The following is a 15,082-nucleotide window of genomic DNA, read 5'->3' on the forward strand; positions in this document are numbered from 1 at the left end:
AACATGAAAAATCTAGTTTTGCCTTGTCTGCTTGTAATCTGTATTGGATTTCAGAGCTGTAAAAATGAAGAAAAACAAAAAGAAGCTGAAGCAGCAAAAGCCGAAGGAGAAAAAGTTGTAAGTACAGAATGTTATAAAGCGATATACGAGAAAGATACCATAGATTTAAAATTGAATACTTTAAAAAACGGGAAATTATCTGGTGATATGATTATGAAAGTAGCTCCTTCAACAGTGAGAACTGGAGAAGTTGCAGGTGAATTTCACGGCGATACATTGTTTGTAGATTATACTTTTAGAGACAACGTTAATAAAAATACGACATTCAAAAACCCAATGGCATTATTAAAACGAGACAAACAGCTTATTTTAGGAAACGGAACAATGCAGACGACAATGGGTGTAACTTATATAGTAAAAGACAAACCAATTGATTTTGATAAAGTAAAATATAAATTTGAAGTGGCGGAGTGTGCTGAGAAAACAGAAAAATAGTCACAAGATCATCAAAACAGAACTTTAATTCATCATAAAAAAAGCCGTTTCTAATTAAAGAAACGGCTTTTACTATTTTTAGGTATTATTTTTTATAAAACTTCTCCCTTAATTTTAAGGGCAACTCGGCCGTCAGGATAGTTCACAGCATTTGTTTCAACTGTAATTGTTTTACGAATAGGACCAGAAACCATGTTGTATTTAACATCAATTTTACCTTTTTTTCCAGGCATTACTGCAGCGGCTGGTTTAGTAACAACGATAGAACTAACTGTCGATTCTGCACCAATAATTAAAAGCGGTGCATCGCCGGTATTAGTGAATTCAAAGGAGCGTACTCCATTATCACTTTTTGAAATTTTTCCATAATCAATCGTATTGTCTGAGGCTGCAAATTCAATCTTTGGGCCATTTTGTGCATAGCCTATTGCGCTAAACAATACGACTGCAATAAAAGAGGCAACATTTTTCATTTTGAAATTATTTTTAATTGTAAGTAAATATACATTCTTTTAATTAACACACAAATTAATAATTCGCTTTTTATAGTGTCTTTAATTATTTACTTTTGCTGTCAGTTATAATTACAAAAATTGAACCATTTTTTTGTTTAATTGTTTAAACGTTAATTCGTTTAATCGATTAATGGTCTGTAAACGTTGGCAGCAAAATAAAACAGTTAAACAATTAAACGATTCAACAGTTAAACAAATTAACGATTAAACAACCTATTTAAATGACAATTCCAGCACAATTTGACGCTAAGACGATTGAGAACAAATGGTATGAGTATTGGATGAAAAACAATTATTTTCATTCAGAACCAGATCATAGAACACCGTATACTATTGTAATTCCTCCTCCAAACGTCACTGGTGTCTTGCATATGGGACATATGTTGAATAATACTATTCAGGATGTTTTAATTCGTAGAGCACGTTTAAAAGGTTTCAATGCCTGCTGGGTTCCGGGAACGGATCACGCATCGATTGCTACTGAGGCAAAAGTTGTAGCGAAGTTAAAAGCAGAAGGAATCAATAAAAATGATTTAACTCGTGAAGAATTTCTAAAACACGCTTGGGAATGGACAGATAAATATGGCGGAACAATCCTTGAGCAGCTTAAAAAACTAGGAGCTTCATGCGATTGGGAACGCACTAAATTTACAATGGATCCAGATATGTCTGCATCTGTAATTAAATCGTTTGTAGATTTATATAACAAAGGTCTAATCTACAGAGGATACCGTATGGTAAACTGGGATCCTGAAGCTAAAACTACTCTTTCTGATGAAGAAGTAATTTACGAAGAACAGCAAGGAAAACTATTTTTCTTAAAATATAAAATCGAAGGTTCAGAAGATTTCTTGACTATAGCTACAACGCGTCCGGAAACTATTTTTGGAGATACTGCAATCTGTATTAATCCAAACGATGAGCGTTTTACACATTTAAAAGGTAAAAAAGCTATCGTTCCAATTTGTGGCAGGGTAATTCCAATTATCGAAGACGAATATGTAGATGTAGAATTCGGAACAGGATGTTTGAAAGTAACGCCTGCGCACGATATGAACGATAAAACGTTAGGAGAAAAACACAATCTTGAAATCGTTGATATTTTTAATGAAGATGCTACATTAAACAGCTTCGGATTACATTATCAAGGAAAAGACCGTTTTGTAGTTCGTACAGAAATCGCAAAAGAACTAGAAGAAATTGGAGCTTTGGCAAAAACCGAAATCCATTTAAATAAAGTTGGAACTTCTGAAAGAACTAAAGCCGTAATCGAACCAAGATTATCAGATCAATGGTTCTTGAAAATGGAAGATTTAGTAAAACCAGCGATCCAATCTGTTTTAGTTGATGGCGATATTAAGTTACACCCAAAACGTTTCGAAAACACTTATGCGCATTGGTTAAACAATATTCGTGATTGGAACATTTCGCGTCAATTATGGTGGGGACAACAAATCCCAGCTTACTATTACGGAGATGGAAAAGAAGATTTCGTAGTTGCAGAAAATATCGAAGATGCTTTAGTATTAGCAAAAGAAAGAGCCAACAACCAACAACTAACAACCGACAACTTAAAACAAGATGTTGATGCATTAGACACATGGTTTTCATCTTGGCTTTGGCCGATGTCAGTTTTTGGTGGAATCATGGATCCGGAAAGTGCAGATTATAAATATTACTATCCAACAAATGACTTGGTTACAGGTCCGGATATTTTATTTTTCTGGGTTGCCAGAATGATTATTGCAGGGTACGAATACGCAGGCGAAAAACCGTTTACAAACGTATATTTAACTGGTTTAGTTCGTGATAAACAGCGTCGTAAAATGTCTAAATCATTAGGAAATTCTCCTGATCCTTTAGATTTGATCGATAAATTTGGTGCCGATGGTGTTCGTGTAGGATTACTTTTGAGTGCTTCTGCAGGAAACGATATTATGTTTGATGAAGAATTGTGTAATCAAGGAAAAGGTTTCTCTAATAAGATTTGGAATGCCTTCAAATTGATTAAAGGATGGGAAGTTTCGGAAACTATTGCTCAGCCAGAATCATCAAAAGTAGCAATCGAATGGTACGAAGCGAAATTACAGCAGACTTTAGTTGATATCGAGGATAATTTCGAGAAATACAGAATTTCAGATTCTCTTATGGCAATTTACAAATTGGTTTGGGATGACTTCTGTTCTTGGTTCTTAGAAATGATCAAACCTGCATACCAACAGCCAATTGATAAAACGACATTTGATAAGGCAATCGAAATGCTGGAAAGTAATTTGAAATTGCTTCACCCATTTATGCCTTTCTTGACAGAGGAAATTTGGCAATTAATTGCTGAAAGAACACCTGAAGAAGCTTTAATTGTTTCGACTTGGCCAGAATTAAAATCCTTTGATGCTAAATTAGTTGCTGATTTTGAAAGTTCAATTGAAGTAATTTCTGGAATTAGAACGATCAGAAAAGATAAAAATATTCCATTTAAAGACAGTATTGAATTAAAAGGAATTAACAGCGAAAATGTTTCTACTTATTTTGATTCAGTTATAACGAAATTAGGAAATGTTTCTGCTTTTGAATATGTTTCTGAAAAAGTGGATGGCGCTTTATCTTTCCGTGTAAAATCAAATGAATATTTTATTCCAATTACTGGAAATATTGATGTTGAAGCAGAAATTGCAAAACTGACAGAAGAATTAAACTATACAAAAGGATTCTTGAAATCTGTAGAAGCAAAACTTTCAAACGAAAAATTCGTAAACGGAGCTCCAGAAAAAGTCCTAAACATAGAGAAACAAAAACAAGCCGATGCTTTAGCAAAAATTGCTACAATCGAGCAGAGTTTAGCTGGTTTGAAGTAAGAATCAGGTTTACTGTTTAAATATAAAAAGCTGCCAAATGGACAGCTTTTTTTGTGTTTTGTCATTTCGACTGAAAGGAGAAATCACGCACGTAACTTCGTTCCTAAAGTCGTCAATCTTTGTCGAGCTTCTTGTGTGATTTTTCCTTTCAGTCGAAATGACAAACTTTGTAGTAATCAATCTTTGTAGAGCTACTTGTAGAGATCACAAGTTCCTCTGGATGACAAGATTGGGTTATAATCTGATTGTAAATAATTCGTGAATTCGTAGCTGTCAAAAAAGTTATTTTACAGGTTCTCTTAATAAAGTCTTTAATTTCTCGGGAGCAGTTTTGCGAAAGTCTGATAAATAGATTTCATGGTGTAATCCATTTTGCTGCAGATTGTTTTCAATGCTAAACTCTTGAATTTTTTTCAAAGTCTGCGGTTCGTCTTCAAAAGGTCCTATATGAAGAATTTGCACGACTTTACCCTCTGTCATTTCATAAAATTCAATAGACTTCGCTAAATCTATTTGTTTTTTATTGGCGGCAATAATAATGGCTTCTTCAGTTTGTTTTTTAGTTACAAAATCCGGCATTCTAATCATAATTCGATAATTCCACTCTGATCGAGGTATTTTTAGCGGTGCTTCATCCATCGAAATGGCAGCGTATTTTTCAGTATCAAAACTCCATAAAGCCTCTAGTTTTGGAACAACAAAATCATTGTTTACAGCTTTAAGCATGAATTTGAGAATATAAGCGGTACCATATAAAGCCTGAATTTTTTCCGAAAACTCTTTTCCCGAAGGATCTCCCTTTCCTGTAATCGATATATAATTTGTTTTTTCTATATGAAGTATTTCTGGACTGGTTTTAGCTTTGTAATATGTTTTATCCGTTTTTGTTAAATCTAGTTTGCTCATCTTTTTTTATGTTTTGTACAGCAAATTAAATCACATTGAGTGACAGCAGTATGTCAGCAGAAATATTACTTTATAATTTTTTTCTCAAAATCAAAAACAAAGGATATGAAACCGCAGTAATTCCTAAAATGATTATAAAGCTTTTAGGATCGCTGTAAATAAATCCTATTAATAAAGCAATTGAGATTATAATCGCAATTATCGTTGTCCACGGATACCAAAAAGAACGGTAAGGTCGTGGAAGATCAGGTTCTTGAGTTCTTAGTTTTAAAAGTGAAAAATAAGCCAATCCCCAAACAATAATCGAGATAAAAGCCGCAAAGGAGAATAATACTTCAAATGAGCCGATACAAATTAAAAATAAACTGAAAAGTGATGAAACTAAAAGCGCAACAATAGGAGTTCCGCCTTTGTTTACCTGTGTTCCTTTTTCAACAAAAAATCCGTCACGACTTAATCCGTAAAGAATCCTTGGCGGAATCATCATAAAAGCATTCAGAATGCTGATTAAAGAAAAAATGGAAATTATCGTAACGATAAGAGCACCGCTTTCACCAAAAATAATTTTAGCAACATCGGCAGCGGCGAGATTTGATTTGGCTAAAGTTTCTATTGGCAGAACGTGAAAAAATGCGGCATTTACCAAAACATAAATTGACATAACAAGCAAAACACCGCTGTACAATGATCTAGGAATGTTTTTGCTTGGATCATCATTTTCTTCAGCAAAAAAGCAAACGCTGTTCCAGCCATTGTAAGTGCCAATGATAAGTTGTAAAGATTTGAAAAAACCAAAGATTAACCCAATTTGAAAAAAAGAACTATCTGTTTTTATCGGTGTAGTTTCAATGCCAGAATACATAAAGCAGGCAACAACTAGTGCTACAAAACAAATCACTTTTAGTAAGCTTGTAATCTGCTGAATAACACTTCCGTTTTTTACGCCGCTCAAGTGTATTAATACAAAAGCAAGCAGTAATGAAATTGCCATTACTGTGGCGTAATTTGCAAGTTCAGGAAATAAAATAATAATATATTCGCTGATGACAATGCAATAAAAAGCGGGCGGAATAACATTGGTAATATAATCGAACCATCCAGACAAAAAACCTGCATATTCTCCAAAAGCTCTTTTAATATAATTATAAGAACCGCCGGCTTTTGGTAACATCGTTGCGAGTTCTGCATACGAATTGGCACCCAATAAAACATATAGACCTCCAAAAAGCCATGAAGCAATTATTAGCCAGTAATTGCTAAGCATTTCGGCAATTGTTCCAGGTGTTCGTAAAATACCAACTCCAATAGTTCCTCCAATTAACACCGCAATATTAAAACTTAGACCTAAACTTTTTTGCAATTGATTTTTCTTGAAATCTGACATATTTGGATTTTTTGTTTTTTGGAATGTGAGGTATCTGCTCAGCAAAAGTAATACAATTAGAATATTTCCTTTTATTGAAATAAAAAACCTTATCTAATGATAGATAAGGTTTGTGTATTAAAAAACCAAAACTCTTTCTGTTTTTCGAAAAATGAAAAGGCAGAAAAAGCTTTGGTTCATTATAATCTAATTCAAATTTTTAGAACTTGTAACGTAAACTTGTCATAATTTGACGTGGTGCGATTGGATTCACACTGTAGTTTTCGTGAACTGTATAATTCAACTCGTTTGTAATGTTTGATAATTTACATAAAATTGAGATTTTTCTCCAAGTATATCCAGCAGATACATCAATTGTAGTGTAACCTTCTAAAGGAATTTCTCTGTCGTTTATAGTTTGTACTCCAGTTTTAGGATCGATTACAATTAAATTATTCCATCCTCCAATTCTCTTACCAATGTAATTTCCGATTGCTCCAAAAGAAACACCTTTTAATAAACCATCTTGAAGCGTGTAAAAGAAGCTTAAGTTTGCAGTATTTGCAGGAGTTCTAGCCAAACGGTCACCTTCAATAAAGCTGCCATTTAAACCTGAAGTTTTGCTGTAACGCATATCGTTGTAGCTGTATCCAGCAATAATGTTTAAACCGTCAACTGGTCTTGCAGTAACATCGATTTCAACACCTTTACTTTTAGTTTCACCGCTTAATACTTTTACATTTGTATCCGTATTAGGAGTTCCGTCAGCTTTAAATTCAGCAGTTTGTGCTAAATTACTGTTTGTGATTTGATAAAGTGTAACGTTTGTACTTAATAAACCTCTCCAGAAATCTTTTTTAATACCTACCTCATATTGGTCAATGATAGATGGTTTGATAGCTTCACCATCAACAGTTGTTCCTGTATTTGGCGTAAATGAGTTTGCATAACTTGCAAATAATGAAGTGTTTTTTGTAGGCTGATAAACTAAACCAACTTTAGGCGAAAAAGCAGCATCTGTTAATTTTTGCCCTTTAGTTATTGTAGCTTTTGTATAATCAGTTGTTTCAGCTTGAGTTTCTTGCCATGACCAACGTAATCCTGCTAAAACTTTAAACTGCTCTGAAATAGAAATTAAATCCTGAGCATAAATTCCAAAACGGTTTGAATCTGTATTTACAAGTCTTGTAGCATTTGCATTTGGAATATCCATACGCTGTCCGTCATAAGTAAGATCATAAATGTTTACACGGTCGTATGCATTAACAATGTATTTTCCTTTAGCATCTTTTACCGCTTTTTCGTCAAAAGCATAAGTATAAGCTTGAGTGAATGAGTTTTCTAAATCAACACCTGTAAAAATTTGGTGTTTAACTTTTCCAGTATGAAAAATCCCTTGTAAGCTTAATTGCTCACCAATGATTTGCTCAAAGTTTTGATTTTGCCCTAATGGACGAATATAGTCACCATTTACATAATTTGGAATTGTTGTGTCGATAGATACGCGCTCAGTTCCTTTAGAAGTTCTTTTGTAATTTTGGAATGATGTATTGAAATTAAGTTTCCAATTGTCATTAAAATTATGGTTAAGCAAAGCCGAAACACTAGTTTGATTCGTTTTTCCGTAAGACCAAAGTGCTCCTAAATATTTGTTTCTTGGCACATCAGCAATTTCTTTTCCAATTATTCCCGTTCCAAAATCTGGAGTCCAATCGTAGCTTAAATAATCACCTTGAAGTGTAATTTGAGTTTTGTCGCTCAACTTAAATAAAAATGAAGGATTTAAGTAGTAACGCTCATTTTTTACAACATCTCTAAAGCTTTCTGAGTTTTCGTAAGAACCCGTAAAACGGTAAGCAATATAACTATTTAGAGGCCCGTAAATATCAATAGAAGGCTTGTAATAAGAGAAACTTCCAATTTGCATAGAAACCTCTCCGCCTTTAGTAAATTGAGGAGTTTTAGTTACCATGTTTAAAATTCCACCTGGAGCAACGTTTCCGTATAATAAAGCAGCACTACCTTTTAAAAATTCTACTTTTTCTAATGAAGAAACTTCAGGCATTGATCCGCTGCTGAAACGGAATCCGTTTTTAAACATATTGTTTGCACCCATATCGTAACCTCTTGAAAAGAATGATTCTTGAGCACCGCCACGAGCAGAACCTACATAAACACCGTTCATGTTTTTTACAACTTCACTTAATCTAATAGCTTGCTGTTGTGCGATTATATCACTGCCAATAATTTGAACACTTTGAGGTAAGTCCATAACTTTAATACCAGAACGAGCAGCTTCAATAGGTTTTTTAGGCTTGTTTGTTGTTATTAAAACTTCATTAAGAATTTCTCCTTTTTTATTTTTTACCGTATCATTAAGAGTTGTGGTATTGTCGGCACTTGAATAATCTTGACTATAAGACGCTAAACTAATCAAGGATAAAGCGAGTAGTAAGTTATATTTCATTTTACTTATTTAGATTTAATAAAAATAATTTTTTGCAAATATAACACCGCATAAACCCTTTAACAAAATTTTTAGAGGTGTTTTATCGCTTAAAATATTCTTAGTTTTGTCTTAAGATTGTCTTAAGGTGTTTTAATGTTGATTTAATTTTATTATAAGGTTGTTCTAATGTTATTTTAATGTTGACAGCTTAACACTAAAAAAACCTTGCTCAGAAGAACAAGGTTTCATGAAGATTAACTTCGTGATTTAATCTAAAAAAAAGATTGAAAATTATTTAACCGTGATTAAGTAAGTAGCCATTTTCCAGATTTCATCGTATTTTTTGCCATTGTGTTCACCAGCAGCTTTTTCAGTATAAGCAAATTCTACCATATAATTTCCAGACCAGATTGGCGTAAACGAAAACTCGCCTTTATCATTTGTCCACAATTCTTTTTCCCACCCATTTGGAGCGATAACCTTAATTTTTTGCTCCTTTGCAACTGTGCCATCATATAAAGCAACACCATTTATTTTTACGTCTTTTTTTGTACTATCAGCATTTTCGCTAAATACGCTGATTACATTTTTGTTAGCAGAAGCAGAATTTCCAGCAGTTTTATTTCCAACAACAACAGTTGCGCTTGAGTTATAATCAAGAACCATAGTTCCGTAAACATCTTTTACCTTATGGTGCATTACTACAGTATAAACCCCATCTTCATCAGGAGTAAAAAAGGCTTGATATTTATTGTCTAAAGCTTTTGCAGTAAGTTTTGTTTCTTTTTTTGAAGGAGAAACCAATACTAAACTGAAATCTTTTAAATCAGAAAACCATTTGTCTGCTTTTGTAATGTCATTATCTGAAAATTCTCCAAAGTAAACCGAGATTTCTTGTGCTTTTCCTTTTGTTCCTGCAGCTTTAGTTTCAATCCAAAGCGCGTGTGCAAAAAGTTGAGGTGCCGCAAAAAAGGCTAAAAATAAAAATGTTATTGTTTTTAAAGTATTTGATTTCATATGATCAAGATTAATTTGTTAAGTATGATAATGGCACAAACTTAAAGTTTATTTAGAACAATTAAAAATAAAAGTAAAAATCTTTAAAGCTAATTCTTGTTTGATTTGTTAAAACCTTGATTTTGATTTGTGTTTGTAAATAATATGCCTCTAAGTATTTTTGCTTTTTATGTATTTAAAGCCATTATTTATTATTAAAATAGAAAGTTGTTGTTCTATTTTTGAACCTAAAACAGTTGAATTGGTATTTTGCAAATAGAAAAAGCAAAAAGGGTCTCAGTTCCTTTTAAAAAGCCCTAATTTTGCAATCTGAAAAAAGCCTTCATGATTTTACCATTCTTTAAAAAAATTCAAAATACACCTAGAGGATATCGTATAGCCAATACGGTGTTTTTTTTCCTTTCAGGTTTTGGATATTCTTCTTGGGTTTCTAGAATTCCGCATATACAAGCACAATTGCATTTATCTGAAGCTGAATTTGGAGCAGTTTTGTTTGCATTTCCAATTGGATTAATGCTGACAATGCCTTTTACAGGAAAACTGCTCAATAAATACAGCAGCCGTTATATTATGCTTTTAGGAGCAATCATGTTCAATATTGTACTGTCACTTCCAGGTTTGGTTGCGTTTGTATGGCAATTGGTTTTTGTACTTTTAATCTTTGGAGCTTCGCGTAATATTTTTAATTTATCCATAAATGCACAATCTCTTGAAGTTCAAAAATTATATCCTAAATCGATCATAACTCGTTTTCATGCCGTTTGGAGTATTGCCGTTTTTACAGGTGCAGGTTTAGGTTATGTTATGGTAACGCAGCAAATTGCGCCATCGCATCATTTATTAGGAGTAAGCGTTTTTATGATGGCACTTACAGCTTGTTTTTATCCAATGAGTATTCATAATGAACCCGTTCAGGTAAAAAAGAAGTTCTTTTCGATGCCCGAAAAAAATCTGGTAAAGTTTGCCTTGATTTGCTTTGTTTCAATGGCCTGCGAAAATACAATGTACGATTGGAGCGGAATTTATTTCGAAAATATACTAAAAGCTTCGCCAAAGTTAACCAGTGCAGCATTTGTCTTTTTTGCAACAGCAGTAACCTTAGGGCGCTTGTTTGGTGATTATGGGGTAATGAAATTTGGTACCAAACGAATTCTATTTTACAGCGGTGTTTTAATCACAGTAGGATTTGGTATTTGCTTTATCCTGCCGTATGCTTATCCAACTATTTTTGGTTATGTTTTAATTGGTTTTGGAGTATCCTGCGTAGTTCCGCTTGTGTTTAGTATTGCCGGAAGATCATCAACATTAAGCAGTGGTTCAGCATTAACTTCGATATCTACTATTGGTTATTTAGGGTTTTTATTAGTGCCGCCAATGGTTGGTTTTATCTCTGAATATCTAAGTATGAAATGGGCTTTTCTAGTAATGGCACTTTTAGGAATACTTATGATTTTTATGGTGAATAAGATAGGGGAGAACGAGTAGATTTTTTTGAAGGTGCTGAGGTTCTAAGATTTTTTGTTGATTCTTTTTTGTTGAAAATTAGGGATATATAAGTCTTACGATTTCTTGCTTCTCGCTATCATAAAAATAACCATCATTAGCGAATTCATTTACTAAATCAATTTTATAGTTTTCATTAATATGATTAAGGATTTCCAAGAAAGAAAGCAAAGTCTTTCTGGTGGAGTTGCAATTAACATAGAATAGCTCTTTTTCAACCTGATTTTCTATACAATAAAACCTAAAATCGAAAGTCGTGTTCATTGTTTCTTCTATTCGATTATATTTAAAAATAAAAGAAGTAATTCCACTTTGAATTAGATTGCTTAAAAAAGCCCGAATTTCATTGTGTTTGCTATAGCCATTCCATAATTCATTCCCAATAGTGTTTAATTTTATGTCTGACATCAGATGGTTTTTTGGGATTAATGTATAAAACTATTTTACGATCAAAATTGTAAGTTTCAAGCATTATCGGAATCTTACCCTCATAAATATATTTTTTTTCATTAAAAGTATATTCTATAATTGGCACATAGTAAGTTGATGATACTTCTGGATTGCTTGGACTTCCCGTAGCATCACGCCATTTTATCCTTTCTTCAAAGCGAACTATTTTGCTTTCAAGAGGTATAAATGATTTTGGAATAATCGAATATTTTATCTGCAAGATGATACCCAATACGATAATAATACCGAAAAAAGTTAGGACAATTGTAAACATTCAAAAAAATTACTTCTTCGTCATAACAAACTTCTCAGAACTTGGTTTTCCATTCAAGTTTCCAGAAATTTCGGCGGTTAAAGTATTATCTGCACCTTTTGTATAAGTGATTTTTTGAGGATAATCGTGTTTGGCATTTTCAAAAACCAATTGTTTATCAGACTCTAAAGTTGATGCAAAAGAAACTGGTTTGTCGTCATTTTGCCCTTTTACAGTTGCTTTATACGTTAAAGTTTCTCCAAGCTGAGCTAGAATAATAGACTCAAAATGGATAGTGTCTTTGCCTTTTATAAAATAAGAAGAAGCGCTGAAAGTACTGTCGTTTAATTTTTGCCAATTTTCAGTAAGAACACCGTCAGTCGATTTGTTTTCCCAGTTACCAATAAGCCAGTCGGCAATTTTGATTTTATCTTTTTCTACAGATTCCTTTTTTTGACAAGAAACAGCAGTTATAACAAGTGCTAAAAGAGTAATTTTCTGAAACATATTTATGAGTTTTGATTGTACTAAAGTATGAAAAAAAAGTTTGCCACGAATTACACGAATTTCCACGAATTAATTTTCACGCAGATTCTGCAGATTTAAGCAGATAATCGCAGATTTATATCATTAAGAATCAAAATTAAATCTGCCTAAATCTGCAGAATCTGCGTGAGACAAAATCATTTTAACTCATCAATTCTACGATAAAAAGCATTACAATTTTTCAAAAATTAATTCGTGGAAATTCGTGTAATTCGTGGCAACACACATACACAAAGTAAAGAATCATTCAAATCCTTTTAATCAGTGGCTAAGAAAAAAACTAAACGCTTTCCTGTAAAATAGAATAAACCAATTCTTTCGTAGGTTTTTGATCTTTCAGTTTGGCACGGACTTCATCAAAAGTGACTTTAAAATCACAGCCTGATTTGTATTCAGCACAGCCGTAAGCCGTTTTTCCTTTTAAGATTGTTCCTTTTTTACATTTCGGACAGGTTAAAGAATCGGATACTTCATTTGTCGTCTGTTTAGCTTGAGTTTTCTTAGGTTCGAGTTTGAGTTTGAAATTTTCTTCAAAACGTATCAAACCTTCAAAGGTTCCAGAATCTGTTTTAAAGCCTTTTATATTTACGGTCGAACCTTTTTGAAGCAATCGTAAGTATTGACTTTCGGTAATTTTTTTATCCGCAAAAACATTAGGCAGTACAAAATCACAGCCAGATTTATACTCACTGCATCCAAAAGCCGATTTTCCTTTGATAAAATTTCCTTTTTTACATTTCGGACAGGTTTCAGACAAAATTCCTGCAGCTTTCTTTTTTTCTGCTTTAACAACAGGTTTTTGGATTGTTGCTGCGTGCGAAATATTGGCATGTTTGGTTTCGCTTCGTACTTCATAGACTAAAGCTTCAACCATGCGTTTCATGTTTTTTATAAAGGCTGATGCGGTAAAACTGCCTTTTTCAATATCTTTCAACTGTTTTTCCCAAGAACCCGTAAGTTCAGCCGATTTTATCAATTCATTCTGAATTGTATCAATCAACTGAATTCCTGTTGTTGTGGGCAAAACCTGTTTTTTATTTCGAACAATATATTGACGCTTAAAAAGGGTTTCGATAATATTCGCTCGTGTTGACGGACGACCAATACCGTTTTCTTTCATCAATTCGCGCAAATCTTCATCGTCAACTTGTTTTCCTGCCGTTTCCATGGCGCGCAGTAAAGTTGCTTCGGTAAAATGATTGGGCGGTTTGGTTTCTTTTTGCAGAAACGAAGGTTCGTGTGGACCTTTTTCGCCCACAACAAAACTTGGCAGTAAATCCGCCTCTTTTTCTTTTGCGTTTGGATCTTCAAAAACAATTCGAAATCCTTTTTTTAAGATTTCTTTTCCTGTTGCTTTAAAAGTTACATCGGCAGCTTTTCCAATAACTGTTGTATTTGCAACTAAACAATCATCATAGAAAACCGCAATAAAGCGCTTTGTAATAATATCATAAACTTGCTGTTGATTGTATTGCAAATTAATTTCTATTCCGGTTGGAATAATAGCGTGGTGATCTGTTACTTTTTTATCGTTGAAAACCTTAGGCGATTTCTTTATTTTTTTGCCTAAAAGCGGCTGTGTCAGCTCTGCGTAATGCGTTAATTTTTGTAAAATACCGGTTACTTTCGGATAAATATCTCCAGGTAGAAAAGTGGTATCAACTCTTGGGTAGGTAATGGCTTTTTGTTCGTATAAAGACTGTGCAATTTTAAGCGTTTCTTCTGCCGAAAACCCGAATTTTTGATTGCAATAAACCTGTAAACCTGTTAAATCAAACAGTTTTGGAGCATATTCGTTTCCGTTTTTTTTGTCAACAGAAACAATTTCAAAATCACTTTCTTTGACTTTCTCTGCTAAAATTTCACCATCTTCTTTTTTTAGAAAACGACCTTCTTCATAGCTAAAAAGCGTTTCTCTATATAAAGTCTGTAATTCCCAATAGGGCTGCGGTTTAAAGTTTTCGATTTCTTTAAATCGATCTACAACCATTGCTAATGTCGGCGTTTGCACACGACCGATAGACAAAACTTGTTTGTAACCGCCATGTTTTACAGTATACAAACGAGTGGCATTCATACCAAGTAACCAATCGCCAATCGCTCTTGAAAACCCAGCGTAGAATAAATTATCGTAGTTTTCAGAAGGTTTTAAGTTTTCAAAACCCTCTTTTATCGCTTCGGTAGTCAGCGATGAAATCCATAGACGTTGTATTTCGCCTTTGTAATTTGCTTCGTTCATCACCCAGCGCTGAATTAATTCTCCTTCTTGCCCGGCATCCCCGCAGTTTATAACCAATTCGGCTTTGTCAAAAAGGCTTTTTATAATTTTAAACTGTTTTTGGATTCCTGAATTCTGAACTACTTTAGTTTCAAATTTCTCAGGGAGCATGGGCAGATTGTTCAAATCCCAGCTTTTCCAGTGCGGTTTATAATCGTTAGGTTCTTTTAAGGTGCATAAATGCCCAAAAGTATAGGTCACGGCATAACCATTGCCTTCGTAATACCCATCGTGTTTGGTATTGGCACCCAAAACGGATGCGATTTCACGTGCTACACTTGGTTTCTCAGCAATACAGACCTTCATTTTTCTCCTTCTTATTTGAAGGCGCAAATTAAGAATTTTTTACAAGAAAGGCGCAAAGGTTCTTAGGAACAAAGGGACAAAGTTTTTTTTAATCACGTATTGGTATTTTTTTTATTTCATTTTATGTCATCTCGACGAAGGAGAGA

The 15,082-nt window shown here is 33.5% G+C and carries 12 protein-coding genes; 3 read left to right on the forward strand and 9 right to left on the reverse strand.

Going from position 1 to position 15,082, the window contains the following annotated elements:
* Positions 1-3 precede the first annotated feature (3 nt).
* Positions 4-495, forward strand: a complete 492-nt coding sequence (locus ACHRVL_RS06995; protein ID WP_395411432.1) for a hypothetical protein — start codon at positions 4-6, stop codon at positions 493-495.
* Between the two features lie 92 nt (positions 496-587).
* On the opposite strand, the gene ACHRVL_RS07000 is transcribed toward ACHRVL_RS06995, so the two are convergent.
* Complete coding sequence (locus tag ACHRVL_RS07000; protein WP_089059823.1) at positions 588-968, reverse strand: DUF1573 domain-containing protein; 381 nt, start codon at positions 966-968, stop codon at positions 588-590.
* A 263-nt stretch (positions 969-1,231) separates the two neighbouring features.
* Here ACHRVL_RS07000 and ACHRVL_RS07005 point away from each other — a divergent pair, with 263 nt between their 5' ends.
* Positions 1,232-3,865, forward strand: coding sequence for a valine--tRNA ligase (locus tag ACHRVL_RS07005; protein ID WP_395411434.1), 2,634 nt, complete (start codon positions 1,232-1,234; stop codon positions 3,863-3,865).
* A gap of 282 nt (positions 3,866-4,147) precedes the next feature.
* Here ACHRVL_RS07005 and ACHRVL_RS07010 read toward each other — a convergent pair whose 3' ends face one another.
* The 4 genes from ACHRVL_RS07010 to ACHRVL_RS07025 form a co-directional block, all read right to left on the reverse strand.
* Positions 4,148-4,771, reverse strand: coding sequence for a GyrI-like domain-containing protein (locus ACHRVL_RS07010; protein WP_395411436.1), 624 nt, complete (start codon positions 4,769-4,771; stop codon positions 4,148-4,150).
* A gap of 70 nt (positions 4,772-4,841) precedes the next feature.
* A complete protein-coding gene (locus tag ACHRVL_RS07015; protein WP_395411438.1) occupies positions 4,842-6,155 on the reverse strand; it encodes an APC family permease in 1,314 nt (437 codons plus the stop codon).
* 199 nt (positions 6,156-6,354) lie between these two features.
* A complete protein-coding gene (locus ACHRVL_RS07020; protein ID WP_395411440.1) occupies positions 6,355-8,601 on the reverse strand; it encodes a TonB-dependent siderophore receptor in 2,247 nt (748 codons plus the stop codon).
* A gap of 273 nt (positions 8,602-8,874) precedes the next feature.
* On the reverse strand, positions 8,875-9,600 hold the full coding sequence (locus ACHRVL_RS07025; RefSeq protein WP_395411442.1) for a hypothetical protein: 726 nt from the start codon (positions 9,598-9,600) through the stop codon (positions 8,875-8,877).
* A gap of 324 nt (positions 9,601-9,924) precedes the next feature.
* Between ACHRVL_RS07025 and ACHRVL_RS07030 the strand changes: the two genes are divergently transcribed.
* Positions 9,925-11,085 (forward strand): MFS transporter, encoded by a 1,161-nt coding sequence (locus ACHRVL_RS07030; RefSeq protein WP_395411444.1) that lies wholly within the window; start codon positions 9,925-9,927, stop codon positions 11,083-11,085.
* Between the two features lie 57 nt (positions 11,086-11,142).
* On the opposite strand, the gene ACHRVL_RS07035 is transcribed toward ACHRVL_RS07030, so the two are convergent.
* From ACHRVL_RS07035 to ACHRVL_RS07050, 4 genes are all read right to left on the reverse strand, one after another.
* Positions 11,143-11,511 carry a hypothetical protein gene (locus ACHRVL_RS07035; RefSeq protein WP_395411446.1) on the reverse strand — a complete coding sequence of 123 codons (369 nt, stop codon included), beginning with the start codon at positions 11,509-11,511 and terminating at the stop codon, positions 11,143-11,145.
* Positions 11,477-11,827, reverse strand: a complete 351-nt coding sequence (locus ACHRVL_RS07040; protein WP_395411448.1) for a hypothetical protein — start codon at positions 11,825-11,827, stop codon at positions 11,477-11,479. Before ACHRVL_RS07040 ends, ACHRVL_RS07035 begins: the two co-directional genes overlap by 35 nt.
* A gap of 9 nt (positions 11,828-11,836) precedes the next feature.
* Positions 11,837-12,313: a DUF6265 family protein gene (locus ACHRVL_RS07045; RefSeq protein ID WP_089055217.1), complete on the reverse strand. Its 477-nt coding sequence runs from the start codon at positions 12,311-12,313 to the stop codon at positions 11,837-11,839.
* Between the two features lie 319 nt (positions 12,314-12,632).
* Positions 12,633-14,936, reverse strand: coding sequence for a DNA topoisomerase 3 (locus tag ACHRVL_RS07050; protein WP_395411449.1), 2,304 nt, complete (start codon positions 14,934-14,936; stop codon positions 12,633-12,635).
* Positions 14,937-15,082 lie beyond the last annotated feature (146 nt).

It is taken from the genome of Flavobacterium sp. FlaQc-28 (assembly GCF_044007415.1).
Lineage (GTDB): Bacteria > Bacteroidota > Bacteroidia > Flavobacteriales > Flavobacteriaceae > Flavobacterium.

Coding starts and splice junctions, on each gene's coding strand:
- ACHRVL_RS07035 (WP_395411446.1), bottom strand. CDS start 11,511: ATGTCAGACATAAAATTAAACACTATTGGGAATGAATTATGGAATGGC.
- ACHRVL_RS07015 (WP_395411438.1), bottom strand. CDS start 6,155: ATGTCAGATTTCAAGAAAAATCAATTGCAAAAAAGTTTAGGTCTAAGT.
- ACHRVL_RS07000 (WP_089059823.1), bottom strand. CDS start 968: ATGAAAAATGTTGCCTCTTTTATTGCAGTCGTATTGTTTAGCGCAATA.
- ACHRVL_RS07020 (WP_395411440.1), bottom strand. CDS start 8,601: ATGAAATATAACTTACTACTCGCTTTATCCTTGATTAGTTTAGCGTCT.
- ACHRVL_RS07025 (WP_395411442.1), bottom strand. CDS start 9,600: ATGAAATCAAATACTTTAAAAACAATAACATTTTTATTTTTAGCCTTT.
- ACHRVL_RS07045 (WP_089055217.1), bottom strand. CDS start 12,313: ATGTTTCAGAAAATTACTCTTTTAGCACTTGTTATAACTGCTGTTTCT.
- ACHRVL_RS07050 (WP_395411449.1), bottom strand. CDS start 14,936: ATGAAGGTCTGTATTGCTGAGAAACCAAGTGTAGCACGTGAAATCGCA.
- ACHRVL_RS07040 (WP_395411448.1), bottom strand. CDS start 11,827: ATGTTTACAATTGTCCTAACTTTTTTCGGTATTATTATCGTATTGGGT.
- ACHRVL_RS06995 (WP_395411432.1), top strand. CDS start 4: ATGAAAAATCTAGTTTTGCCTTGTCTGCTTGTAATCTGTATTGGATTT.
- ACHRVL_RS07030 (WP_395411444.1), top strand. CDS start 9,925: ATGATTTTACCATTCTTTAAAAAAATTCAAAATACACCTAGAGGATAT.
- ACHRVL_RS07005 (WP_395411434.1), top strand. CDS start 1,232: ATGACAATTCCAGCACAATTTGACGCTAAGACGATTGAGAACAAATGG.
- ACHRVL_RS07010 (WP_395411436.1), bottom strand. CDS start 4,771: ATGAGCAAACTAGATTTAACAAAAACGGATAAAACATATTACAAAGCT.